Genomic DNA, 25,737 nt, shown 5'->3' with positions numbered 1-25,737 from the left:
CAGCACCTTCCATTGGAAAAATCATTCGTTTACAAAAGAAGGATCAAAATTTTTTCGCATATACTGAAAAAGTTCTTGATTTTTTCTTGGATTTTGGATATGATTTTAACAATTTAGGGTGATTTAAAGAAAAGGGGAAGAAAAATGACGAAGTATCAACGAAAGGTATTATTATCAACATCGGCGGGTATTGCTTTAGAAAATATGGATATTATGTTTTTAGCTTTTTCATTATCTTCAATGATCGCAACTTTTAATATTAGTGGAACGCAAGCAGGGTTGATTGCAACGATCACTAATTTAGGGATGCTCGTTGGAGGTATTTTTTTTGGATTGATGGCGGATAAATATGGGCGAGTCAAAGTATTTTCGCAAACCGTCATTTTATTCTCGATTGCTTCTTTACTCATGTATTTTGCTTCGAATATTTATCTTGTTTATCTGTTTCGTTTTATCGCAGGAATCGGCGCTGGCGGGGAATACGGCGCATGTATGTCTTTGATTTCTGAAAGCTTTTCAAAGAAACAAATTGGTCGTGCATCTTCTGTCGCTGCAATCGGCGCACAAGTTGGTGCAGCTTTGGCCGCCATCTTAGCAGCAGTGATCATTCCTTTGTTTGGCTGGAAAATGCTTTATGTCATCGGTGTCTTGCCGGTCTTGATGGTTTTGTTTATTCGAAGAGGGCTAAAAGAACCAGAGGCATTTGAAGAAACAAAAGAAACTGGGAAAAAGACAAAGCTTAGTCATTTGTTCCAAACGAAACACATGGCATGGCAAACGACAGGTCTTAGTCTGATGGTTACTGTACAGATTGCTGGTTATTTCGGCTTGATGAATTGGTTGCCTTCAATCATGCAAGCACAATTAGGTCTATCAGTATCGGGTTCCTCTTTATGGATGATCAGCACGATTTTGGGGATGTCATTAGGGATGATGACGTTTGGGATCATCATGGATAAAGTTGGTCCAACCCTCGCATTTGGTTTGTTTCTGATTTGCTCCTCTTTGTCTGTCTTTTTACTCGTACTTGCACACAGTCAATGGAGTTTAGTTGCTGCAGCAGTAGTCGTAGGTTACTTCATCAACGGAATGTATGGTGGTTATGGAGCGATCATCAGTAGTTTGTATCCAACAGAGATCCGTGCCACGGCGAATAACTTTATCATGAACCTAGGACGAGCAGTAGGTGGTTTTTCATCGATCGTGATCGGCTTTCTAATGGACCATTATAGTTTGACGGCTGTTATTCTATTTCTGAGTGGAATTTATTTAATCAGTTTACTCGTCTTGATGACTTTATCAGGTGTAAGAGATCTGAAAACAAGTTTACAACAATAGTAAATGGATCAAAGTGATATTCTAACATATGATTAAATTGAGGCTGTGACAGAAGCGTTTGTTCTAAGTTGGAGAAGACGAATGTCACAGCCCCAGTTTTACATAAAGCACCGACCAACCAATCCAAACGGTGAACTTAGCGTGGATGAGACGTAAATGAACCTTTTCTTTGATTTAAAACCGGCGATAAGATATTTCTTTTTTCTGAAAAATAGAACAGATTATTAAAATAAGTCTAAACTATTTTTTCGTTAAACATGGTATGATTAATGTAACTTGATTTAAAATTAGGAGAAGATCAATGGAAAAAAGCATGGAAAAAATCAATCAATTTAGAGATGATCGCAATTGGCGGCAATTTCATAATGAAAAAGATTTAGCAATTTCGATTTCTTTAGAAGCCTCAGAATTATTAGAGTTATTCCAATGGAAGCAACCAGAAGAAGTCACCACCACTCAGCTTGAACGAATCAAAGAAGAACTAGCAGATGTGTTGATATACTCTTATATGATGGCCGACAATCTAAATTTAGATATCGATACGATCATTGAAGAAAAATTAGAAAAAAACAATCAGAAATACCCAGTAGAAAAAAGTAAAAACAACAAAGAAAAATATACAGAATTATCATAGGAAGATAAGCGTGGAAGGTGGAAGATACATGAAAAAAAAAGGAAGAGTCAAAAAGTGGCTGGTCAATTTCCTATTGTTTCTACTATTATTAGTAGGATTAGCCTTGATCTTTAATGAACAGATCAAAGATTTTTTTGTTAAAAATACAGGAGATGCGTACGCTATCTCTAATGTGACTCGTGATGATATTGTCAAAAATAATCAAAAAGAGGCAAACTTTGACTTTGATTCAGTTGAATCAATGAGTTCAGAAGCGGTGTTAAGAGCCCAATTGAATCGACCAGATCTACCAGTCATTGGAAGTATCGCCGTCCCATCCGTCTCGATCAATTTGCCGATTTTTAGAGGGTTAGATAATGCAAACTTATTGTACGGTGCCGGAACGTTAGACCCAAATCAAGAAATGGGGAAAGGCAACTATGCCTTAGCAAGTCATCGTGCCAACAATCCGGAATTACTTTTTACTCCATTAGAAAATCTAAACTTAGGGGATAAAATCTATATCGTCGATTTGGAAAACGTCTACACGTATAAAGCGACATTCAAAGAAAAAGTCGACCCTTCAGCAACAGAATTATTGAACATCGAAGAAGGAAAAGAATTGATCACCTTGATCACTTGTGGTGATATGGATGCCATTACACGCCTAGTCGTCCAAGGAGAACTCGAAAGTATCACACCAATGAAAGAAGCCACCCAAGAAATGAAAAACGCCTTTGACATGCCAACGAGAACGTTTTAGAAGAGGTTGTGAGAAAAACGTTTTGATCTGAGCAGTAAGATAGAAAATTGAAAAATAGCTTCTCATATTTTACAATTTTTTAGCTTAGTGATGAAAATCAGTTTTTCGATCACCGTTTATTAGAGGTTGTGAAAAAGCCGTTCAGCTCCAAGTAATAAGGGTCTCCCTGAGAAAATAGTTTTCTATATTTTCTCAGGGAGACCCTTATTTCCGAAGAGGTTACTTCTGTTCCCGCCGTTTATTCGGTTATAGGTGGGGGAGGTGAACGAATGTCCCACTCCTTTTTTGTTACTCTCATCGCATGTATATTGGATTCAGTGTTACAAAATGCTAAAAGTTCTTCTCCTTTTGAAAAAATAAAAACCATGAAAAGGGTTGCATAACGAATGTAATAGTGATATAGTAAATGTAGTTAAACAACGGATTGTTACTGTTCGGCAGGCAAAACCAGAATTCAGCTAGTAATTACGGGCGGGTTCTAGGTTTTTTTATTTTTTAGTTGGGAGGTCGATGTAGATGGTCATAGAAAAAGTCTTGAATAATAACGTCGTCATTTCAAAAAATGAATTAGGCGAAGAAATCATCTGCATGGGAAAAGGTCTTGCTTTTCAAAAAAAATCAGGCGATACGATCTCTGAAGAATCGATCCAAAAAGAATTTGTGTTAAAAGATTCTTTTACTACGCATCAGTTCCAACAATTGATGGCAGATGTCCCATTAGAAGAGGTCGAGCTGGTGAAGCAGATCGTCGACCTTGCCGAAGAACAACTAAACATCCAATTATCGCCAAACATCTATTTGACACTGACCGATCATATCCATTATGCGATCAGTCGAGCAAAGGAAAACATCGAATTACCGAATCCTTTATTATTTGAAACAAAAAAGTTTTATCCTAAAGAATATCGAGCAGCCAAACAAGCCCTTCAACTTGTTGAAGAAAAGCTTGGTGTGACCTTACCAATGGATGAAGCAGGCTTCATAGCCTTTCATTTCGTCAATAGTGAACAAGGAAATGGCGACATGCAAGTAACGATGGCGGCAACGAAAATGGTGCGAGATATCCTAAGTATCATCAGTAAATTTTTCGGCATCGCCTTTGACGAAGATTCCTTGAATTATCAACGAATCATCACACATTTACAATTTTTCACACAACGATACTTAAAAGATGAAGCTTCGGATGAGAAAGATGAATTTCTTTATGCGCTTGTCCAAGGAAAATATCCAAAAGCGTTTCGCTGTGTGGAACGGATCAATGAATACCTGATACAAACACAACAAAAAGAGATGGGACCAGGGGAACAAATCTACCTGACGATCCACATCCAACGTGTAGTAACAGAAAAACAAACCCAATCATAAGGATTGTTACTGGATCAAGCAGGCAAAACCTAGATTGAAAATATGGACACGTCTCATCACGTGACCGTTTTTTCAATCTAGGTTTTTTATTTTTATCAAAAAGAAAGAAGGACAGAATATGGATAATCAAGCAGTAGGACGGAGAGTCTGGGAAGCCGTAGGTGGAGAAAAAAATGTCAATAGTTTAGTGCATTGTGCGACAAGATTACGTTTCAAATTGAAAGATGAATCGATTGCCGACACTCAGAAATTAAAAAATGATCCAGATGTCATCCAAGTCGTTCAAAGTGGCGGACAATACCAAGTCGTGATCGGCAGTAATGTGTCTGATGTCTATCAAGCAATTGTGGATGAACAAGGCTTGGGCGAAGAGGCAAGTTCAGAAAGTGAGGATACAAGTAAAAATCCTTTGAATCGCTTGATCGATATTATTTCAAGTATTTTCACCCCGTTCTTAGGTGCTATGGCAGCTGCTGGGATATTGAAAGGTTTCTTATCACTGGCGACAGTTCTCGGTTGGTTGGCAGCAGATAGTGGTACTTACCAAATCTTGTTTGCAGCAGCAGATGGAGTCTTTACTTTCCTACCAGTGATGTTGGCCTTTACAGCCGCAAAGAAATTCAAGACCAATCAATTTTTGTCCGTAGCAATCGCGATGGCATTAGTTTATCCAACAATCACGCAATTAGCAGGATCAGGTGTTGCAGTTGATTTCTTTGGTCTTCCAGTGATCTTATCTCAATCAGGCTATACTTCTTCTGTTATTCCAATCATCTTAGCGGTTTGGGTACAAAGTAAGTTTGAGCCACTTGTGAAGAAAGTTATTCCACAATTTTTACAAATGATTTTTGTGCCAATGATCGTCTTGTTAGTCATGGTGCCTTTGACTTTCTTAGTATTAGGGCCAATTGGAACCGTTATCGGTAATGCCTTAGGTGGGTTGTTCAATTCGATTTATAGCTTTAGTCCATTAGTTGCTGGGGTCATCATGGGTAGCATGTGGCAAGTATTAGTGATGTTTGGGATGCACTGGGGCTTTGTGCCAATCATCTTCTTGAATATCGAACAATATGGCTTTGATGTTTTGATGCCAATGCTTTTGCCAGCAATTTTGGCACAAGGTGGTGCAGCATTAGGTGTGGCTTTACGTACGAAAGATTCAAAATTACGCTCATTAGGGATCTCTTCAATGATCACTTCGTTCTTTGGAATCACTGAACCGACTGTTTACGGTGTGACTTTACCTTTGAAAAAACCATTTATCGTTGCCTGTATTTCCGGTGGGATCGGTGGAGGAATCATCGGGTTTGCTGGCGTAAAAGCATTCTCTAGTGGTTTGATCAGTTTACTGACCATCCCAACATTTATTAGTACCGATCCAGCGCTTGAATCAAGTGTAACTATGGCGATCATCGGTACAGCAGTTGCTTTTGTTCTTGGGTTTGTCGGTACTTACTTGATTGGTTTTGATGAAGAAGTTCAAGATGAAAAATTAGAAGCAACAGAAACAACCACAGGGGATACGATCAGCACAGCACGTCACAATTTGAAAAGTCCATTGACTGGAAAAGTCTTACCACTGACAGAAGTACCAGATAAAGTCTTCTCTTCTGGGGCAATGGGAAAAGGGATTGCGATTGATCCTGAGAAGGGGGAATTAGTTGCTCCGGCAGATGGCGAAATCACGACGATTTTCCCAACAGGTCATGCAGTAGGTTTGACAACCACAGATGGTGTAGAGATTTTGATGCATATCGGGATGGATACTGTCGAATTAAATGGTGAAGGATTTGCAAAATTTGTCAAACAAGGAGACAAAGTAAAAGCAGGGGACTTGCTTGTCCGCTTTGATATTGAGAAAATAAAAGCAGCAGGCTATAGCGTGATCACCCCTGTGGTCGTAACGAATACCGATCACTTTGCAGATGTGTTAGAACTTGATCAACAAGAAATTATTGCTAATGAAGATTTTCTGGCAATTGTAAAATAAAAGGAGGAAAACAAACATGACAGCACGATTCAAAAAAGACTTTTTATGGGGTGGCGCAACAGCCGCCAATCAATTAGAAGGTGCTTTCGACCGCGATGGGAAAGGCTTATCTGTCGCCGATGCAATGCCTGGTGGTAAACAACGTTTTGCAATCATCGGGAGTGAAGAATTTGATTGGACGATCGATGAGGAGAAATACCTTTATCCGAATCATCGTGGAATCGAACATTACGATCACTTCAAAGAAGATATTGCTTTATTTGCAGAAATGGGCTTTAAAAGTTATCGTTTCTCCATTGCTTGGACACGAATTTTCCCTCAAGGTGATGAGCAAACACCAAATGAAGCGGGCTTAGCTTTTTATGATGAACTGATCGATACGTGCTTGAGCTATGATATCGAGCCAGTCATTACGATTTCTCATTATGAAATGCCATTACATTTAGCAAAAGAATACGGTGGGTGGAAAAATCGTCAGTTGATAGAGTTTTATGAACGTTTTGCTCGTACAGTGTTAGAACGTTACAGCAGCAAAGTGAAATATTGGATGACATTCAATGAAATCAATTCAGCTTTCCATTTCCCAGCATTGAGTCAAGGATTGGTCAAAAGCAATGGCGCAAGTGACTACCAAAATATTTTCCAAGCATGGCATAATCAGTTTGTCGCTAGCAGTAAAGCGGTGAAGATCGCACATGATTTGCGTTCGGATATCCAAGTAGGCTGTATGATCATTTATGCAACGACCTATAGTATTGATGCAAATCCGATCAATCAAGTGGCTACATTGATCCAAAATCAAGAGTTCAACTTCTTCTGTACAGATGTGCAAGTTCGTGGCGAATATCCAGCCTATACAGCACGTACGTATAAGAAATATGGAGTTGACGTCGCAAAACTAGAACAAACAGAAGAAGATTTCCAATTATTAAAAGAGTATCCAGTAGATTATATCGGGTTTAGTTACTATATGTCATCAGCTATCGATGAAACCAATCCAGATGCCGATACATCGAATGGAAACCTACTAGGCGGCGTGAAGAATCCATTCCTTGAAGCAAGTGAGTGGGGCTGGCAAATCGACCCTGAAGGATTGCGCGTGGCGTTGAATGAATTATATAACCGCTATGAAAAACCACTGTTTATTGTTGAAAATGGCTTGGGTGCGATCGATAAAGTGGAAGAAGATGGCTCAATCAATGATGATTATCGTATCGATTACTTGCGTCGTCATATCGAAGCAATGGCTGAGGCAGTTGCTGATGGGGTCGATTTGATGGGCTACACACCATGGGGCTGTATCGATTTAGTCAGTGCATCTACAGGGGAAATGAGTAAACGCTATGGATTTATTTATGTCGACCTTGATGATGAAGGAAATGGGACGTTAGCACGTACCAAGAAAAAATCTTTTGACTGGTACAAGGCAGTCATTAAAACGAACGGCGAAGAATTAGGATAAATAACGACTGGGCCATTTTTATAGAAAGGCCTTTCACCACAAAATTCCTTACAAATTTAATGATTATTTGAAATTTCTGATAAAATTCTCCTTGTTTTTATAATCGGTAATTATGTTATTAAAACAAGGATATAACAAAGGTACGAAAAAAGTAGGGTAATAAGCTTAGACGTTTTGTTATGTCTAAGCTTATTATTTGTACATAGGTAGACCAATTATCAATATTTCTATTCTTTTTTTTGTTTATTTATGTTATTCTTTTACTAACATAAAGGTGAAAGGTGAAGCTATGAAAAGAACGCGTGTTTTATATTTAGAAGTAGCAGACAAGATCAAAGAGGATATTTTTTCAGGAAAGTATCCGGTGGGGAGTATGTTACCGACTGAAAATGAGTTAGAAGAATTGTTCCAAGTGAGTAAAATCACTGTGCGAAAAGCCATCGAGTTATTAGCTACAGATGAATATGTCGAAAAGAAAAGTGGTCGGGGAACGACAGTATTAAGCAATCGTCCTTACAATCGTTTATCTAAAGCCGAAAGTTTTACTCAGATCTTAAAAGATTCCCAATATGAGGTTCGCAAAGAAACGATTGGTTTAGAAAAAATCAGTATCAAAAAAGATCATCCATTATATTCGATGTTTGGTTCAGCTGCGGTATGCTTCAAGCGTTTGTACTATTTAAATGACCAACCATATATCTATTTTGTTCACTATTTACCAAAAGACATGAATAAAATGAAACAAAAAGAATTTGATAAAGAATCTTTGTACCGATTGCTCACACAGAATAATCACATTATCGACTCTTTTTCAGATGACTTTTCTGCCACGTTTTTAACAGATGAAGAAAAAGCACTATTAAAGACGACTTCAGAAATCGGGATCAAGCGTGTACGTCGATCAACGACGGAAGATCGAGAAGTGGTCGAGTATTCAGAGGCAATTTATCATACGAATCTACATCCTTATCATATCAACTACGAAACATAGACAATCGCAATGAGGTCGGGGCAGAAGTGTGTAACCTCGAGAAATAAGGCGTCATCCATGAAAATTGTTCTTCAAATTTTTGTGGATGGCGCCTTGTTTCTCGAAGAGGTTACTTCTGTTCACGCCGTTTATTCGGTTTCAGGAGGTGGGAGAGGCTGGGTGTCTCAGTCTCTTTTTGTCAGAATAATCATATATTTTAATGAAAATGTTTACATTATATCGTTGATATGTTATCTTTTATTTAAACATTATAATGTTTAAATGAGGGGGAGTAATAAATGGATAAATTTGTAGGGTTGATCGAACAAAAAATCATGCCTGTTGCGAATCGGATTGGTACACAGCGTCACATGACAGCGATTCGAAAAGGAATCATTGCGACAATGCCATTAACGATCGTTGGTTCATTTTTTACGATATTATTGAACATCCCGATTGCGTCGGTCGCAGCAGTCATTGAACCATATCGGGCAATTTTAGATATCCCATTTCGATATACAGTGGGGATCTTAGCTTTATATGCCACATTTGGGATTGCCTCTTCATTAGCAAAGAGCTATCGTTTAGATTCATTAACTGCTGGTATTTTAGCTTTGATGTCCTTTCTGATCGTAGCTGCGCCACCAACTCAAGTGTTGGAAGATCTTGAAGGGATAACCGCTGGACGCTATATCAATATTGCAAATCTTGGTTCAGGTTCTTTGTTTGGGGCAATCGTAACAGCGATTTTGACTGTAGAGATCTATCGTTTCTTTATTGAAAAGAAAATCACGATAAAAATGCCAGATGGTGTGCCGCCAGAAGTGACGAATTCTTTTGTCGCATTGATCCCAGGAGCAGTGATCTTGATTTTCTTTTGGGTCATCCGTCATTTGCTTGGCTTTGACTTGAATGGTTTCTTGAGTCAATTGTTGATGCCACTTAAAGGCGTGTTAGCAGGGAACAGTTTATTTGGTGGACTACTTACGGTTTTCTTGATTTGTTTCTTCTGGGTATTAGGGATTCATGGACCAGCTATCATGGGACCGGTGATTCGTCCGTTTTGGGATATCTCGATTGCTGAAAATATCGACGCATTCAATGCAGGAACCAATGCACATGATATGCCAAATATCTTTACAGAACAATTTTTACAATGGTTTGTCTGGATCGGTGGGGCAGGTACGACCCTTGCATTAGTCGTACTGTTCATGTTTTCCAAATCCAAGTATCTGAAAAGCTTAGGACGTCTGTCGATCCTTCCCGGTTTATTCAATATCAATGAACCAATGATTTTTGGTGCACCGATCGTCATGAACCCAGTATTAGGCATCCCATTTATTGTCGCACCCTTAGTAACGACAACAATTTCTTATGTCCTTACGGTAAGTGGTTTAGTGCCAATGATGGTGGCAAGGCTGCCTTTCGCGATACCAGCGCCATTTGCGGCTTGGATGAGTACCAATTGGAGTGTCGTTGCGGGTGTCTTAGTCGTGTTCAACTTCTTTATCACTTTGGCGATCTATTATCCATTCTTCAAAGTATTTGAGAAACAACAGTTGGCACAGGAGAAAGCAGAACAAGCAGAACAAGCAGAACAAGCCTCTGTCCAGATCACAGATGGTATCACGAACGAGTAAATAGAAAAGAAAGCAGGCGTTAATATGAAACGTTCACTAGGAATCTCTCTTTATCCTGATCATAGCAATCCGCAAGAAGATCGTGCCTATCTCGAAATGGCACATAAATATGGGTTTACTCGAATTTTTATGAGCATGTTAGAAGTGACTGAGGAAACAGAACAAATCAAACAGAAATTTCAACAATTGATCGAATATGCTTCATCACTTGGCTTTGAAACGATTTTAGATGTCGCACCATCGATTTTCGAACAGTTGAACATTTCTTATGATGACATGAGTTTTTTTCATGAACTAGGTGCAGATGGGATTCGTTTAGATTTAGGCTTTGATGGTAGAAAAGAAGCGCTACTGACTTACAATCCTTACCAGTTAGCAATTGAATTGAATATGAGTAATGATGTGGCCTATTTAGAAAATATTTTGAGCCACCAAGCGAATACCCCGTTTTTATACGGGTGTCATAATTTTTATCCTCAAGCAGGAACTGGACTTCCTTATGAATTTTTTGAAACGTGCAGTTGCCGATTTAAACGCCAAGGCATCCGTACCGCCGCTTTTATTACCTCTCAAACGGGAACAATCGGCCCTTGGGATGTAAACGATGGCTTACCAACATTGGAAATGCATCGCCAGTTAGGTGTCGTTCCAGCGGCTAAACATTTATTTGCGACTAATCTTATCGATGATGTCATTATCGGCAATGCGTATGCTTCAGAAGAAGAGTTGCAAGCGTTAGGTACAGTTGATCGATACCAAACTGTTTTTGCTATTGAGTTTCTTCCTCAGACCCATGAAGTCGAACGAGGAATCGTTTTGAACGAACAACACGTTCGCAGAGGAGATATCACGTCGCAAGTGATCCGTTCAACAGAAGTGAGAAAAACGTATCAAGCAGATGCTAATCCTCCTCATGACAATGAAGAAACGTTTCAAGTGGGTGATGTCGTCATTGGAAATGATTCCTTTGGGAAATACAAGAATGAGTTACAGATCGTATTAACGCCACATCAAGATCCAAGAAAAAATAAAGTGGGTGCCATTGTGGCGGATGAACAACTGTTACTATCCTTCGTCCACCCTTGGTCAAAATTCAAATTTAAAGAAAAGTAGGCGTTTGTCATGTTTGATTTAATTATAAGAAACAGTCAGGAGTTAGGCAAAGAACCTGTTGATATCGGTGTGAAGAACGGCAAAATCGCCTTGATCAGTAAGCATATCGAAGAATCTGGGAAACAAGAACTGGTACTTTCAGATGAACAGTATCTCTCCGCAGGGTGGATCGATGATCATGTCCATTGTTTTGAAGAAATGACATTATATTACGACTATCCCGATGAAATCGGTGTGGATAAAGGGGTAACCACGGTCATTGATGCTGGAACGACAGGTGCGGAGAACATCCATACATTTTATGAATATGCAAAGCAAGCAAAGACAAATGTTTTTGCTTTATTGAATATTTCAAAATGGGGGATTGTGGAACAAGATGAGTTGGCAGATTTATCAAAAATCCAAACAGATCTGGTTCATCAAAAACTAACAGAATTGCCTGATTTTATTGTAGGGCTAAAAGCTCGGATGAGTAAAACAGTCGTGGGTAAAAATGGGATTACGCCTTTAAAGTTAGCAAAAGAAATCCAAAAGCAAAATGCTGGATTAACATTAATGGTCCATATCGGTTCTGCGCCTCCACGTTTAGATGAAATTTTAGCGCATATGGGAAAGAATGATGTGATGACTCATTGCTTCAATGGAAAGCCTAATGGCATCATTGATCCAGCGACCAATGAAATCAAATCCTTCGTCAAAAAAGCCATTGCTGATGGTGTGGTGTTCGACATCGGACATGGGACTGATAGTTTCAATTTTGATGTGGCAGAAACTGCGCTCCATGCGGGAATCAAAGCCGATTCGATCAGCACAGATATCTATATCAGAAATCGTAAAAATGGTCCGGTATATGATTTAGCAACGACGATGGAGAAACTCTACGTTGTCGGTTATTCTTGGAAAGAAATCCTTGAAAAAGTGACCAGCGCACCAGCGAGACAGTTCAACCTAGCGACAAAAGGCAACATCAAAGAAGGCTTTGATGCAGACTTTACGATTTATAAGTTTCTCGATCAAGAAAAACAATTGATGGATTCGAATGGCAATACACGAACGACCACACAGCAAATCATCCCTGTAAGCGTTATTATTGGAGGTGTCAGTTATGACTGTGAATCATGAGAAATTTGGCTTGAATGAAGTGATCAATGCTTCTGGTCGAATGACGATCTTAGGCGTGTCCACCTTGAGCGAATCGGTGTTAGAAGCCCAGCGTTTTGGGGGCGAACATTTTTTTGAAATGGCTGAATTGATGAAGAAAACCGGTGTATACTTGGCAAAACAATTAGAAGTAGACGATGTTCAAATCGTTTCTTCCGCATCTGCTGGAATCGCTCAATCCGTTGCTGCGGTGATCGGTCAAGGATCGATGTACCATGTGCATCACCCTTATGACGAAACGATCAAACGCAGAGAAATCATTTTACCAAAAGGTCACAATGTCGATTACGGTGTGCCAGTGGAATTAATGATCCATCAAGGAGGTGGGCATGTCATTGAGGCAGGGTATGCCAACCAATGTACACCTGACCACATCGAGGCGATGATCACCGAGCAAACAGCAGGTATTTTGTACATCAAAAGTCATCATACCGTACAGAAAAGTATGTTGGATGTGGCAGAAGCGGTAAAAGTGGCTAATCACTACGAACTGCCTTTGATCGTTGATGCAGCAGCCGAAGAAGACTTACTGAAATATACCGCATTGGGCGCTGATCTAGTGATCTATTCAGGTGCCAAAGCGATTGAAGGTCCAAGTGCAGGGATGGTGATTGGTAAAGATCCGCTCGTTTCTTGGGTTCGTCTGCAATCACAAGGCATTGGTCGATCAATGAAGATCGGCAAAGAAAATGTTTTAGGCTTTGTCCAAGCAGTCGATGATTATTTGATACATGGTAGTGAATCAGGTGAATCGATGAAAAAAAGAGTTCAGCCATTTGTCGAAGCACTGGAAAAGTTGCCAGGTATCAAGGCTAAAGTCGTCCAAGATCCAGCTGGGCGAGAAATCTATCGTGCCAGCATCCAAGTCGTTACAGGCTCTGCCAGGACGATCATCGAGCAGCTAAAAGCAAAAGCCCCAGTCATTTATACCAGAGAGTACCAAGCGAACAATGGGATCATTGAGTTCGATATTCGCTCAGTGACGCAAAAAGAGATGGAACAGATCATCCAACGTTTAAATGAAATCTTACAACCAAAGGAGTAATCATGATGTCATTGACCCCAAATTATCTTGAAGATAGAATCTGTTTGAATGTGCTAGCCAATTCTGTCGAAAATGCAAAAGAATGTTATGAAGCAGCCGAAGGGCATATCCTACTAGGTGTTTTATCTAAAAATTATCCGAGTGATGATGCAGCTATCACAGACATGAAAAAATACCAAGAAGCAACAAATAACGCCTTATCGATCGGCTTAGGTGCCGGCGATCCAAAACAAAGCCAGATGGTGACTCGCTTGGCGAAAGTATTACAACCCCAACATGTCAACCAAGTTTTCACAGGTGTTGGCGCTTCTCGTGCAGTCTTAGGACAGTCAGACACGATCGTCAATGGTTTAGTTTCTCCAACTGGAAAAGAAGGATACGTCAATCTTGCCACTGGTCCTTTAAGTAGCCAAGGCCCTGCTGCGATGGTACCGATCGATACAGCTATTCGTTTGTTACAGGATATGGGTGGAAGCTCGATCAAATATTTTCCAATGAAGGGATTGGCGCATAAGAAAGAATATGAAGCTGTTGCAGCAGCTTGTGCAGCGTTTGATTTTTATTTAGAGCCAACAGGTGGAATCGATTTGACGAATTTTGAAGAAATCGTTCAGATCGCATTAGATGCAGGAGTCAAAAAAATCATCCCCCACGTCTATAGTTCGATCATTGATCCAGAGACAGGTGACACTCGACCACAGGAAGTCCGTCAGTTGTTGGAAATGATGAAAAAATTAGTGAAAACAGGTGAGTGACCATGAAAATCGGTGCATTTGGTGAAGTGATGTTGAGGCTGACACCTCCTGAATATCTGATGTTGGAACAAACACACACTTTGCGTATGGCTTATACTGGAACAGGTGTGAATCTAGTTGGTAATCTAGCACATTTTGGATTGGAAAGTTACTTGTTGACGGCACTACCAGCCAATCGTTTGGGAGATGCAGCGTTAGCTAATTTGAAGAGTTTAGGCATCAATACCTCCTATGTCATTCAAAAAGAACAACATATCGGTACTTATTTTGCTGAGATGGGCTATGGGATCAGACCAACAGAAATCACCTATCAAAATCGTAAAAACAGTTCTTTTGGCTTAGCTACAGTGGCTGATTATGCCATCGAGGACTTTATCGAAACAGTTGATTTAGTCCACATCTGTGGCATCAGTTTGAGTTTGAATGAGCATTCAGCGGAAGTGGCGCTTGCTGTAGCAAAAACAGCGCATAGGAAAGGAAAAAAAGTTTGTTTTGATTTTAATTTTCGTCCGAGTCTAAACCAAGAGCCAGATAAAAAAAGAGTGATGAAGGAACGTTATCAAGAAATATTGCCCTATTGCACGGTCATCTTTGGTTCTGTTCGTGATTTGTCTGAATTATTAGAGAGGCCGATCGACCTTTCCAGTCGTTCTGCCAAGATTCGTTCGTTCCAAGAATTTTTAAGTGATTACCAAATTGACTGGTTTGCTGGTACGACACGGCAATCAACCAGTGAAAAGAAACAACTAAGTGGCTATCTGATGACTTCGACAGAATGGATCGAAACAGAAGCTTATCCACTGGATAGTTTAGATCGTATCGGAGCAGGTGATGCCTTTGCTGCGGGGATTTTATTAGGCTATAGTGAGGAATGGTCATTGGATCGAACCGTCCAATTTGCTTTAGGTAATTCACGCTTAGCCCACACGATCCAAGGGGATGTGCCACTGACGACCAGAAAGCAAGTGGACCAATTATTGACGCATCCAACGATTGATTTAAATCGATAAAATAAGTTATACAAAAAAATGGGCGAAAAATGGTACAGTTTTTCGTAGCTTTTCAGATTCGCTTGACTCTCCATCTGGGAATCAGTATCATAAATGGCAGATAGAAACAGTCAAATAAAAAAGGCCCCCCAATTTTTAGTGGCAGCTAAAAATTGAGGGCTTGAGTAGTCAACGCATTGACCAATCAAGTTTGCCATAGTCAATGGAAACCATCGACCGAGTTCATTGTATCGAATCTTAAAAGAGATTGCTAGGTTTTTTGTCGATTAAATGAATAAAATGTATGGGCTTTTATTTACTGTGCCAAAAGAGGAGGGACAATCGTTCCCTCTTCTTTTTTTGTCCAACACGTATACCCAAGGACGATTGATCAGAAGTAAGATCGAAAGAATAAGTAATGATCCACAACATCGTTTATCGCTTTTTCCGAACCCTTATCAATGATCAAGGCAAGTCATGCGTACTGACCTCAGCCATGTTTTGACTGTTTTCTATCTTCTAACGGATCAGTCATTGAGAATTTGTTGATCGATACAAATAAAAATAACAAAAGAAATAAAATAGATTTCTTTCTTCAACAGAAGTCAAATGTTATTCGCAAGAAAGTCGAAAGAAAGAGAATATCACAAAGTAAGACCATACGTTTTTTTAGTTTTTAGTTATTTAAAAAATAGTATTAAAACATAATCTATTGAAATGCTACCCTAAGACAAAACACTATATATAGTGTTTTTTATTTTGCATAACACTAAAATACAACTAAATCTAGTCTTTTATTTTAAAAAAACAAGAGTAGAATAAAGGTAGATCGATTAGTAAGGATGTGTTTTTTTTGAAGTTGACTATTTTTTGTGGTTCACGTTTTGGACAAGATCAGAAGTATATTCTGTTAGCTGAAACGATTGGAAAATATATGGCAGAAAAACAAATTGAATTGGTTTATGGTGGCTCAGATTCGGGTATCATGGGTGTTTTTAGTCGCACGATCTTACAAAATGGCGGACAAGTAACAGGTATTTATCCAGTCGGGCTGTTTTCTGAAGAATTACCAAAAACAGATGTGACGACGTTTATACCAACAGAAACGATCGATAAACGTAAGGAACTATTATTCGAAAAAGGGGAAGCAGTGCTGGTTTTTCCTGGAGGACTAGGTACACTTGAAGAATTTTCGCAGCTACTCTCCTGGATGGCGATCGGCTTGGTACCAGAAAAACCAATTGGTATCCTTGATGTTCATGGGTATTATTCAGGATTGAAAGAATTGATTAGGAATTTTGCAAGAGAAGGATTTATGGCTGAGAAATGGCTCAATCATCTTTATTTTTCAAATGATCCTTTTGAGCTGATCGATCAATTATGTGCAACAGAAAAACAAACGAAATCAATGATGCAGGAGATTAAATAATGAGTTATATTTATTTAGCAGGACCTTTCTTTTCAGATGAACAAATCGAGCGGATTGCTCAGGTTGAAACGGCATTGACTGCCAATCCAACGGTGGATAGTTTCTACTCACCAAGACACCATCAACACAGTAATTATGAGATGTTTAGTAGCGGATGGGCGCAAGAAGTCTACGAGAGAGACATGAAAGAACTTGCCTCGGCAGAACAAGTTGTAGCAATCCTAGACTTTGAACATCAGACGATCGATCCTGGCACTGCCTATGAATTAGGCGTCGCCACGATGATGGACAAACCGATCATCATTTTTCAAGAAGAAACGGTACCTACTAATTTGATGATCACCCAAAGTTTACATTCATATGTAAAAACGTTCGAAGCGATCCAAGCATATGATTTTAAGATGTTACCCAAAAGTGCTTATAAAGGCGAATATTTATAGAATGAGAAGGGATTAGATGTCAGTGATATTGATTTCAGGAACAATTGGCGCAGGAAAGAGTAGTTTGACCGATATGCTTGCCAAAAAGATTGATTCAACACCATTTTATGAAAATGTAGAGGACAACGAGGTACTACCTTTGTTTTACTCTAATCCAGAGCAATATGCGTTTTTATTACAAATCTTTTTTTTGAATAAACGATTTTTAGCTATGAAAAATGCACTGAACCATGATGATAACGTATTGGACCGTTCAATTTATGAAGACAGTTTATTGTTTCATCTAAATGCTGATTTAGGTCGTGTGTCAGATATTGAAGTCCAACAATACGATAACCTCTTAGATACGATGCTTCATGAATTAGATGATGTTGCACCTAAAAAAAGACCCGATCTACTCGTGCATATCAAAGTCTCTCTTGATACGATGTTGGCACGAATCAAAAAACGTGGACGAGACTATGAACAATTGGATAGTGATGAAACGCTCTATCAGTATTACCGCTCGTTAAATGAACGATATGATCAATGGTACGAAGACTTTGATGTTTGTCCAAAAATCCAAATAGATGGTGATGCCTTTGATTTTGTTGAAAGACCTGAAGATGCACAAGTCGTGATTGAGCAGATTCAAGCAAAATTGGCTGAATTAGAAGAACAGCAGTCTGGAAGTTATTATACTGACAATCAACATGCTAAAGGGCAGCAATTAGATTCGTCTGGTGCTATGTAAGGCGAGACAAAAGCAAAATTCACTGATTGTTTTCAACCTGTAACTGAATAAACGATGGAGATAGAAGTTCTCTCTTAAAAAAATAAGGCAACAACTACAAAAAGTGGAAGAATGATTTTTGTAGTTGTCGCCTTATTTTTAGAGACTAAACATTTCTGTTCCGCGCTCTTTTTTTGTATTTTTAACTATTTGTTTCTTTGTTCGACTCTTCTCGGCTTGTAAAAAACTCAAAAGGTTGATTCGAACCCTCGATCATTTTATGGCAATGGTCACAAAAATTGGCTCTTCCTTGGTCGTTGATCTCTGTGTGTACATTTTGATTCGTCGTACAGGTACAGTAATCTTGAGTATTTGCTGTCTGCATATTCTTTCTCCTTAGTATATCAAGTGCTTCTTTACTATAGCAGAAACACAGGATAGAAACAAAATTAATTAAGAAAACTTAGAATTTTTAGTGATGAGCATGTATCAGAAAATTGACTCATCATTGTGAGCTTTCATAGTGAAAAACGGCTAAAAGATGCACGATCTAATGAAAAGAAACATGAGTGGGAAAGCATATTTTAAAACTGAATAAACGTCGAAATAGCAGTAACCGCTTCGAAAAATAAGGCACCATCCACAAAAATTAGGAAAACAATTTTCGTGGATGACGCCTTATTTTTCGAGATGAAACATTTCTGTCTCGACTGCTACTTTTATGTTATGCACTCAAACTATAACGTATAGATATTACCTTCATCATCTTCTATACGAAAATTACCGATTTTTCTAAAATGAAAAGTCTGAGTCGAACCGTCTTTTTTACCAACGATCGTATACTCCTCATTTTCAGTTGTGATCTTGACATCGGTTAACACGATTTTCTCTGGAGACGTGCTTGCTGTATCAGTTTCAGACTCAGCATATGTTCGTGTCCATTCCATCGTGTCGTCTTTAAATTTGATCTCTGCATTGGCAAGGTCCATGTTTTTTCGGACCTTCAGTGTATAGGTGCTATTTGTTATATCAGATTTATCCGCCTGAAAAGTGGTCGTATTCGTTGTTTCTTCCGTTGAGTGATTTGATTGATTACAGCCAGAAAAAGCGAATAAGGCAAAAATCAACGTAAAGTAAATCAATGTTTTTTTCAAAATAATGCCCCCAGTAGATTGGATAAAGTGATTATACCATTGAATCCAGCAACATGAAATAAATGGCTACAAAAAGTAAGTTTTTGAAGCGATTGATGTTTTAGAGTGGTTCCAGGAGAAGTTTGCTGGGAAGTAAACATTTTTAGTCTTATTGGTTCGATTTTATTATTTATCCTAATTGGTCTAGTCTTTTTGGAGGAAACGGTTTATAATAATGGTTGTAAGCGGAGAAAACGTTTGCTGTATTGAGATGTGCGACATAAAAAAACATAAATGAAAAGAATCAACGAGGTGCAAAAATGACAACATATCAATTTCCAGAAAAATTTTGGTGGGGTTCTGCAGCAAGTGGACCACAAACAGAAGGTCGGGTACCTGGCGATCATAAAGGAGACAATATTTTCGATTATTGGTTTTCCAAAGAGCCAGAAAAATTCTTTGATCAAGTCGGTCCGGAAAAAGCGTCGCAAGTCTATACAAAATATAAAGAAGACGTTCAGTTGATGAAACAAACCGGACATAATTCATTTCGGACATCTATTCAATGGAGTCGCTTGATTCCAGATGATACAGGTGCAGTCAATCCCCAAGCAGTCGCATTTTATAATAGTTATTTTGATGAACTGATTGCACATGGTATTGAGCCATTTGTTAACTTGTATCATTTCGATATGCCGATGTACCTTCAAGAAAAAGGTGGTTGGTTCGCCCGTGAAACTGTCGAAGCTTATGAAACGTATGCCAAAACTTGTTTTGAATTATTTGGAACGAAGGTAAAAAAATGGTTCACGCATAATGAACCAATCGTTCCTGTCGAAGCTGGTTATTTATATCGTTGGCATTATCCTGAAGAGTCGGATATGAAAAAAGCAGTTCAAGTTGGCTATCACGAGGCATTATCTTCTGCGTTAGCTATCAAAGCCTATCATGAAACAAAACAAGACGGTAAAATCGGGATCATCTTAAATTTAACACCTAGTTATCCAAGAAATGAGAACGATCCTGCCGATGTGAAAGCTGCGCAAATCGCCGATGCCTTTTTCAATCGCTCATTTTTAGATCCCGCTGTTAAAGGAGAATTTCCACAAGAATTGATCGAGATCGTAACTGAGCTAGAGATTCTTCCGGACATGCAGGAAGAAGATCTAGCAATTATCAAAAATAATACGGTGGATCTTTTAGGAATCAATTATTATCAGCCACGCCGTGTCAAAGCTAAAGAAACAGCAATCGATACAACAAATGGCCCAATGCCCGAAGATTACTTTGATAACTATGAAATGCCAGGACGTAAAATGAATCCTTATCGTGGGTGGGAGATTTATGAAAAAGGTATTTACGATATCTTGATCAATGTTCGAGACAACTACGGCAACATCGACTGTTTTATCTCAGAAAACGGTATGGGTGTTGAAAATGAAGCCCGCTTTATTGAAGCTGACGGAATGATCCATGATGATTATCGCATCGAATTTGTCCAAGAACACTTAAAATATGTGCATCAAGCAATCGAAGAAGGTGCGAACTGCTTAGGCTATCACATGTGGACGTGTATGGATAACTGGTCATGGACGAATGCGTATAAAAATCGCTATGGCTTTATTTCAGTCGATCTAGCTGATGGCAAACGGACGATCAAAAAATCTGGCTACTGGTTCAAAGAAGTAGCTGATACAAATAGTTTTTCTGTTTGATTAGAAATTTGTTCTTTTTTGAAATTTTTTAATTTAAAAAATGATCCCGAGATTCACAATGATCTCGGGATTTTCACTTTCCTACATCATCGATATGCGTTATTTTTTATTTTTTTCTTTAATTTCTTCGCTTAAAGTTTCATTTTTTGTATATAATAGATTAGGTAAATTTGAATGGGAGTGGAAGAAGGTATGCGAAAAAAAAGGCCTTTTCTTCTCTTTTGGTTAATTGGCTTTTTTATAATACTTATGTTATCCGCAGTATTTTCTGGTAAAATGACCGCTGATCTTGCGCACAAAGAACCAGAAACAACCATTGCAAATAAAGCTTCAGTAGATGAATTCAAAAAAGAATTTTCAACCTATTGGTGGGCGGACTACGAAGTTGTAGCGAACTATGAAAAGGGAGAATTAGAGATTTATCTGCCAAAAGACAAGGAAAAAAATCAATTCATCAATGTCAATGATGTATTAAGTGCCATTTCAATCAGGCAAGTCCAACACGGGGACAAGCACTTGAGCGTGCTGCTTTTGACCGAAGATAAACAGAAAGTCGCACGGTTAAAAAATGGAAAGGTATCTTCTAGTTATTCTGAAAAAGTAGACCCAGAGATGGTCAATCAACGCTTGACTGAATGGCGGAAGACGACAGAAGAAATCCAAGAAATAACTGAAACCACCACCTCTTCATCCGAAGAGACGTCCAATACGACTAATTCTAGTGTAGTAACTGGACCGTAACAGCAACAAGCGCATAAACAAGTGAAAAAAGTTCAAATTTTCTAACATAAAAATATTGAGATCAGCTAGTTGAAGAGTTGGGGCAAGAAATGTTCAGCTCTGATCAATAAGGCGGAATCTAGGCAAATTGTCTTAATTTGCCTAGATTCCGCCTTATTTTCGAAGCAGTTACTTTCCGGAAAGCAGAAAAGCAACGATAGAACACCAGTTATTAATTTATAAAAAAGAGTAAAAAAACAGATTTTTTTAGCAAAAACTAAATGTTTAGGAGCAAAATAGACAGGAACAATAATTTAGAGAGAAGTGGTGACTTTGACACAACTAAAAAAAATTGGCCAACATCAAGTACTCATCGTTTTGATTGCTGGCTTTTTCTTTTGGATGAAAACGATTTTTGCCTACTATACTGATTTTTCTTTAGGCGTAGAAGGAAGCATCCAAACGTTTATTTTATGGATCAATCCAATAGCGACAACGCTATTGTTTTTTGGGATTTCTTTGTATTTTAAGAAAGTCAGAACAAGTTTGATCGTTTTATTTATCATCGATTTTTTAAACACGTTATTGCTATATTTGAATATTATTTTCTATCGTGAGTTCACAGATTTCATTACCGTTAAATCAGCACTAGGTTTCTCCAAGGTTTCCCAGGGATTGTCTGGTAGCTCTTTTTCTTTGATGAAGCCTCATGATATCCTTTATTGGATCGATATCGCCGTCTTTGCTTTTCTGCTGATTCGCGTATTTATAAAAAAAGTACCATTGAAAGCACCCCCTGTGCGTAAGCCAGTGGCGGTTGCGGTGACTTGTTTGTCTGCGTTGATCTTTTCTGGCAATCTGGCAATGAGTGAAGCGAATCGCCCTCAATTATTGCAACGGACATTCGATCGTTCTTATATTGTCAAATATCTTGGACTTGATGCCTATACGATTTATGATGGGATAAAAACAGGGATCACTAGCAGTGTCAGAGCGCATGCAAGCAGCAATGGCTTAGATGAAGTCCTCGATTACACCAAATCTCATTACGCTGTTCCTGATCCAGAGATGTTTGGACTTGCAAAAGGAAGAAATGTGATCGTATTGCATTTGGAAAGTTTTCAACAATTTTTGATCAATATGAAAGTAGATGGACAAGAAGTCACTCCTTTTTTAAATAGTCTCTTTACCGATCAGGGAACAATCAGTTTTGATAACTTTTTCCATGAAGTTGGACAAGGGAAAACCAGTGATGCTGAGAACATGTTGGAAACCGGGACGTTTGGGTTACCCCAAGGTTCGTTGTTTACAGAATTAGGTTCAGATAATGTGTTCCAAGCTGCTCCAGCCATCTTGGATCAGACACAAGGCTATACCAGTGCGGTTTTTCATGGGAATGTCGGTAGTTTCTGGAATCGTGATCATGTATACAAAAATCTAGGGTATGATAATTTCTTTGATCGCTCATATTTCGATGATTCAGATGAGATGCTTGGCTATGGTATTTTAGATAAAAATCTATTTCGAGAATCCGCAAACTATCTCGAACATTTGCAACAACCATTTTATGCGAAGTTTCTTTCTGTCACGAATCACACCCCTTATTATACAGATGACAAAAACTTTGATTTTCCTTCGTTAAATACAGGAAATAGTACCGTTGATAATTATGTGCGAACGGCCCATTATTTAGATCAGTCGCTCAAACAGTTCTTTACTTATTTGAAAGCTTCTGGGATTTATGACCATTCGATGTTCGTGATTTACGGGGATCATTTTGGTATCTCAAATACGGACAATAAAGACCTTGCTTCAGCACTAGGAAAAGATCCAGAAACATGGGGCGATTTTGATAATGCGCAGATGCAAAGAGTACCGCTGATGTTCCATATTCCAGGTTATACAAAAGGAACAGTCAAACATGAGTATGGTGGTGAAATCGATGTATTACCAACTTTACTCCATTTATTAGGAATCGAGGACAAAAATTATATCCATTTTGGTACAGATTTACTTTCACCTCAACATGATCAAGTCGTGGCATTCAGAAATGGGAATTTTGTCGCGCCGGATTACACCGTATTAGGTGGAAAAATCTATGATACGAAAACAGGGGCATTACTTGAAGAAAACCAAGCAGCGGAACAAAAAGTCGCACAAGAACAAAATCAGGTAAAAACAGCTTTGAGTCTTTCCGATAAACTCAATCAAGAAAATCTTTTGCGATTCTATGTGCCAAATGGATTTACGACGATCGATCCTGCAAAGTATGACTATAAGAATCAAGTGCAACGGAACCAACAAATTGAAAAAGAAAAAGGTGCAGCCTCAACAAGTGTCTATTCTAAAAATCATGATCAAACAACAACCAATCTATACCCTGCAGAGGATGGATCGGCGGACAAACCATAGACATGGCTAGATGTCGGTGAAGGAGCAAGCTATCTGAAGGCTTCTTTCACAACCTATGATAAACGGTGTTCGAAAACCAGCTCCTTCAATATTAAGTCAAAACTTGAAAAAATATAGAAAGCTATTTCCTCAAGTTTCGTCTTAATATTCGGAGCTGAACGGCTTTCTCACAACCTGGATCAACGGTGTTCAAGTAGCTGACCTTCAACACTAAGCTGAAAAATCAAAAAATATGAGGAACTATTTTCTGTCTTTTCATCTTACTGTTCAGGTCAAAGCGCTTCTTTCACAACCTTACTAAACTTCTAAAAAGTTGTAATTTCACTTTTTAGAAGTTTTTTTATTGTTCTTCAAATATTTTTTTTATTTATGCGTACTTAATTAGTGAATGCAATAAATATTTCGATAGTTATTTCTCTTTTTCGGTTGTTGCTCTGACGAAGAGGATCTTATTGGAAAATGCACACACTAAAGGAGGCATATTATGCACGATGGAGAATTGATCAAAAAATTACGGGTAAGTCGCAAGTTGACACAGTCACAATTGGCAGAAGGGATCTGTTCAAAAACTTCACTTGTGGGGATCGAGAATCGTACGATCAAAAAAATTTCTTTTTTAACACTGATGGCATTTCTTGATCGGTTGAATATCACACTTACTGAATACGAATCGTTACGAAATCAAGTGGAAGAACCACGGAAAACGAGAAAAACACGTAATCTTTTGAATAAAGTTCAGGAGGATGATTTTGATCCCTACAAAGAAATTGCCGACAATCGCAAGCAATTTAAGCGAACGGCTGATCTTTACTATCTCGTACTGAATATACATATGTATTGGAAATCAAGTGTGAAGCCAGATATCCAATTGGAATTTTTGGGATATGAGATACGAATGATCGAAGATTACTTTATGAAACTGAAAGAATTTGGTCGATATGAACTAGACTTATTAGCAGAGTTCCCCTTTATTTTTAGCGATTCCTTTATCGAAAACAATTATTTGAAAATTAAAAAACGAATGCGTAAAGCAATGAAGTCAGGTTATGATCAGTGTTTGTTTCTTTTTTTAAAGAATTTGACTATCTATTATATCGACAAAAAAAGATATAAAAAAGCACGAAGCATCAATGAAGATATGTATCGTTGTTTAGGTTTGAAATCAAAGACAGCAGTCATTTACGAGAGTTTGATGTCCGATTATTATCGTCGATTGATCGCCACCGCATTAGGGGAACCCATCAAAAAAGAGGAGTTTGAGTCATTATTTGCAGTGATCGAGTATACCTTAGGCAAAGAAGAGCGAGATGAATTAGAAGAAAAACTATTGTCTATCCAAGCACAACGCTAGAGATTTGCTGAAAGCGGCTATTTAGTGGGCATTTGACTTAATACAAAAGGAAAACCAGTCCCTCTAGTATTGAGTCAATCTTCTCACTAAACGTGTGGAGCATGACCTCTAACAGAAGGACTGGCATATCAATAAGATGATCAAAAATTTATGCACTCAAAAAGTCAGTGAGCAAAAAATTTATTTTTTCGCATCTTCTACTTTCTTTGTATCGAATGGCGGAAAGAAACGTGTGATCTCAGTATTGGCTGCATCTCGTGAATCCGAAGCGTGAATGATATTTTCTGTACCAGGTAAGGCAAAATCGCCTCTGATCGTCCCAGGAACGGCATCCGCTGCTTTTGTTGCACCGACCATTTTGCGTACGAGATCGATCACATCTTCACCTGTTAATACCAGATAGACGACTGGACCAGAAGTCATATAGTCGATCAAGTCATCGAAAAAGCTTCGATTAGATAGATGTTGATAGTGTTCTTTTGCTAGTTTTTCAGTCATCGTCGCGAATTTCATTTCAGCGATTGCGAATCCTTTTTCTTCAAAACGCTGGATGATTCGGCCAATCAAATGACGTCTTACCCCATCAGGTTTGATAATAACAAGTGTACGTTCCATATCCTT

General features: G+C 38.6%; 23 protein-coding genes. 20 read left to right on the top strand and 3 right to left on the bottom strand.

Translation table 11 applies throughout. The annotated features are described in order from the left end of the window. Window positions 1-144: 144 nt before the first annotated feature. The 16 genes from IGK01_RS10630 (at window position 145) to IGK01_RS10555 (ending at window position 17,806) form a co-directional block, all read left to right on the top strand. The gene (locus IGK01_RS10630; RefSeq protein WP_019722476.1) at window positions 145-1,338 is read left to right on the top strand and encodes an MFS transporter; all 1,194 of its coding nucleotides are present in this window, start codon (window positions 145-147) and stop codon (window positions 1,336-1,338) included. A 301-nt stretch (window positions 1,339-1,639) separates the two neighbouring features. After that, window positions 1,640-1,972: a nucleotide pyrophosphohydrolase gene (locus tag IGK01_RS10625; protein ID WP_010734693.1), complete on the top strand. Its 333-nt coding sequence runs from the start codon at window positions 1,640-1,642 to the stop codon at window positions 1,970-1,972. Window positions 1,973-2,000: 28 nt separating this feature from the next. Further along, window positions 2,001-2,714 carry a class A sortase gene (locus IGK01_RS10620; protein ID WP_010734694.1) on the top strand — a complete coding sequence of 238 codons (714 nt, stop codon included), beginning with the start codon at window positions 2,001-2,003 and terminating at the stop codon, window positions 2,712-2,714. Window positions 2,715-3,230: 516 nt separating this feature from the next. Beyond that, entirely contained in the window at window positions 3,231-4,079 is an 849-nt protein-coding gene (licT, locus tag IGK01_RS10615; RefSeq protein WP_010734695.1) for a BglG family transcription antiterminator LicT, read from the top strand. Window positions 4,080-4,197: 118 nt separating this feature from the next. Further along, on the top strand, window positions 4,198-6,069 hold the full coding sequence (locus tag IGK01_RS10610) for a beta-glucoside-specific PTS transporter subunit IIABC (protein WP_438840739.1): 1,872 nt from the start codon (window positions 4,198-4,200) through the stop codon (window positions 6,067-6,069). Window positions 6,070-6,085: 16 nt separating this feature from the next. Further along, a complete protein-coding gene (locus IGK01_RS10605) occupies window positions 6,086-7,531 on the top strand; it encodes a glycoside hydrolase family 1 protein (protein WP_010734697.1) in 1,446 nt (481 codons plus the stop codon). Window positions 7,532-7,820: 289 nt separating this feature from the next. Next, window positions 7,821-8,522 carry a GntR family transcriptional regulator gene (locus IGK01_RS10600; RefSeq protein ID WP_438840738.1) on the top strand — a complete coding sequence of 234 codons (702 nt, stop codon included), beginning with the start codon at window positions 7,821-7,823 and terminating at the stop codon, window positions 8,520-8,522. 278 nt (window positions 8,523-8,800) lie between these two features. Then, a complete protein-coding gene (locus tag IGK01_RS10595; RefSeq protein WP_409173556.1) occupies window positions 8,801-10,141 on the top strand; it encodes a PTS sugar transporter subunit IIC in 1,341 nt (446 codons plus the stop codon). Between the two features lie 24 nt (window positions 10,142-10,165). Beyond that, window positions 10,166-11,254 (top strand): DUF871 domain-containing protein, encoded by a 1,089-nt coding sequence (locus IGK01_RS10590; protein WP_023520146.1) that lies wholly within the window; start codon window positions 10,166-10,168, stop codon window positions 11,252-11,254. 9 nt (window positions 11,255-11,263) lie between these two features. Then, a complete protein-coding gene (locus IGK01_RS10585) occupies window positions 11,264-12,376 on the top strand; it encodes an amidohydrolase/deacetylase family metallohydrolase (protein WP_438840737.1) in 1,113 nt (370 codons plus the stop codon). After that, the gene (locus IGK01_RS10580; protein WP_438840736.1) at window positions 12,360-13,460 is read left to right on the top strand and encodes a DgaE family pyridoxal phosphate-dependent ammonia lyase; all 1,101 of its coding nucleotides are present in this window, start codon (window positions 12,360-12,362) and stop codon (window positions 13,458-13,460) included. The genes IGK01_RS10585 and IGK01_RS10580 overlap by 17 nt, the downstream gene beginning before the upstream one ends. Before the next feature lie 5 nt (window positions 13,461-13,465). Next, the gene (gene dagF, locus IGK01_RS10575; protein WP_438840735.1) at window positions 13,466-14,215 is read left to right on the top strand and encodes a 2-dehydro-3-deoxy-phosphogluconate aldolase; all 750 of its coding nucleotides are present in this window, start codon (window positions 13,466-13,468) and stop codon (window positions 14,213-14,215) included. A gap of 2 nt (window positions 14,216-14,217) precedes the next feature. Further along, a complete protein-coding gene (locus IGK01_RS10570) occupies window positions 14,218-15,225 on the top strand; it encodes a sugar kinase (protein WP_010734704.1) in 1,008 nt (335 codons plus the stop codon). An 832-nt stretch (window positions 15,226-16,057) separates the two neighbouring features. Next, window positions 16,058-16,633: a TIGR00730 family Rossman fold protein gene (locus IGK01_RS10565; protein WP_023520143.1), complete on the top strand. Its 576-nt coding sequence runs from the start codon at window positions 16,058-16,060 to the stop codon at window positions 16,631-16,633. After that, window positions 16,633-17,073, top strand: a complete 441-nt coding sequence (locus tag IGK01_RS10560) for a nucleoside 2-deoxyribosyltransferase (RefSeq protein ID WP_010734706.1) — start codon at window positions 16,633-16,635, stop codon at window positions 17,071-17,073. Before IGK01_RS10565 ends, IGK01_RS10560 begins: the two co-directional genes overlap by 1 nt. Before the next feature lie 16 nt (window positions 17,074-17,089). After that, window positions 17,090-17,806: a deoxynucleoside kinase gene (locus IGK01_RS10555; RefSeq protein WP_010734707.1), complete on the top strand. Its 717-nt coding sequence runs from the start codon at window positions 17,090-17,092 to the stop codon at window positions 17,804-17,806. 181 nt (window positions 17,807-17,987) lie between these two features. On the opposite strand, the gene IGK01_RS10550 is transcribed toward IGK01_RS10555, so the two are convergent. Together IGK01_RS10550 and IGK01_RS10545 are read right to left on the bottom strand one after the other, a co-directional pair. Then, entirely contained in the window at window positions 17,988-18,170 is a 183-nt protein-coding gene (locus IGK01_RS10550; protein ID WP_010734708.1) for a hypothetical protein, read from the bottom strand. 352 nt (window positions 18,171-18,522) lie between these two features. Beyond that, window positions 18,523-18,939, bottom strand: a complete 417-nt coding sequence (locus IGK01_RS10545) for a hypothetical protein (RefSeq protein WP_023520141.1) — start codon at window positions 18,937-18,939, stop codon at window positions 18,523-18,525. A gap of 299 nt (window positions 18,940-19,238) precedes the next feature. On the opposite strand from IGK01_RS10545, the gene IGK01_RS10540 reads away from it, so the two are divergent. From IGK01_RS10540 to IGK01_RS10525, 4 genes are all read left to right on the top strand, one after another. Continuing rightward, a complete protein-coding gene (locus tag IGK01_RS10540; RefSeq protein ID WP_010734710.1) occupies window positions 19,239-20,633 on the top strand; it encodes a glycoside hydrolase family 1 protein in 1,395 nt (464 codons plus the stop codon). Between the two features lie 192 nt (window positions 20,634-20,825). Beyond that, entirely contained in the window at window positions 20,826-21,374 is a 549-nt protein-coding gene (locus tag IGK01_RS10535) for a hypothetical protein (protein WP_080674330.1), read from the top strand. 312 nt (window positions 21,375-21,686) lie between these two features. Continuing rightward, the gene (locus IGK01_RS10530; RefSeq protein WP_023520139.1) at window positions 21,687-23,765 is read left to right on the top strand and encodes an LTA synthase family protein; all 2,079 of its coding nucleotides are present in this window, start codon (window positions 21,687-21,689) and stop codon (window positions 23,763-23,765) included. Window positions 23,766-24,249: 484 nt separating this feature from the next. Beyond that, complete coding sequence (locus tag IGK01_RS10525; protein WP_010734713.1) at window positions 24,250-25,116, top strand: helix-turn-helix domain-containing protein; 867 nt, start codon at window positions 24,250-24,252, stop codon at window positions 25,114-25,116. Between the two features lie 180 nt (window positions 25,117-25,296). On the opposite strand, the gene ndk is transcribed toward IGK01_RS10525, so the two are convergent. After that, window positions 25,297-25,731 (bottom strand): nucleoside-diphosphate kinase, encoded by a 435-nt coding sequence (gene ndk, locus IGK01_RS10520; protein ID WP_010734714.1) that lies wholly within the window; start codon window positions 25,729-25,731, stop codon window positions 25,297-25,299. Window positions 25,732-25,737 lie beyond the last annotated feature (6 nt).

The sequence above is a fragment of the Enterococcus sp. AZ080 genome (genome assembly GCF_051714945.1).
Lineage (GTDB): Bacteria > Bacillota > Bacilli > Lactobacillales > Enterococcaceae > Enterococcus_B > Enterococcus_B pernyi.
Note: the sequence above shows the minus strand (reverse complement) of the source record. Positions and strands in the feature narration are given on the sequence as shown.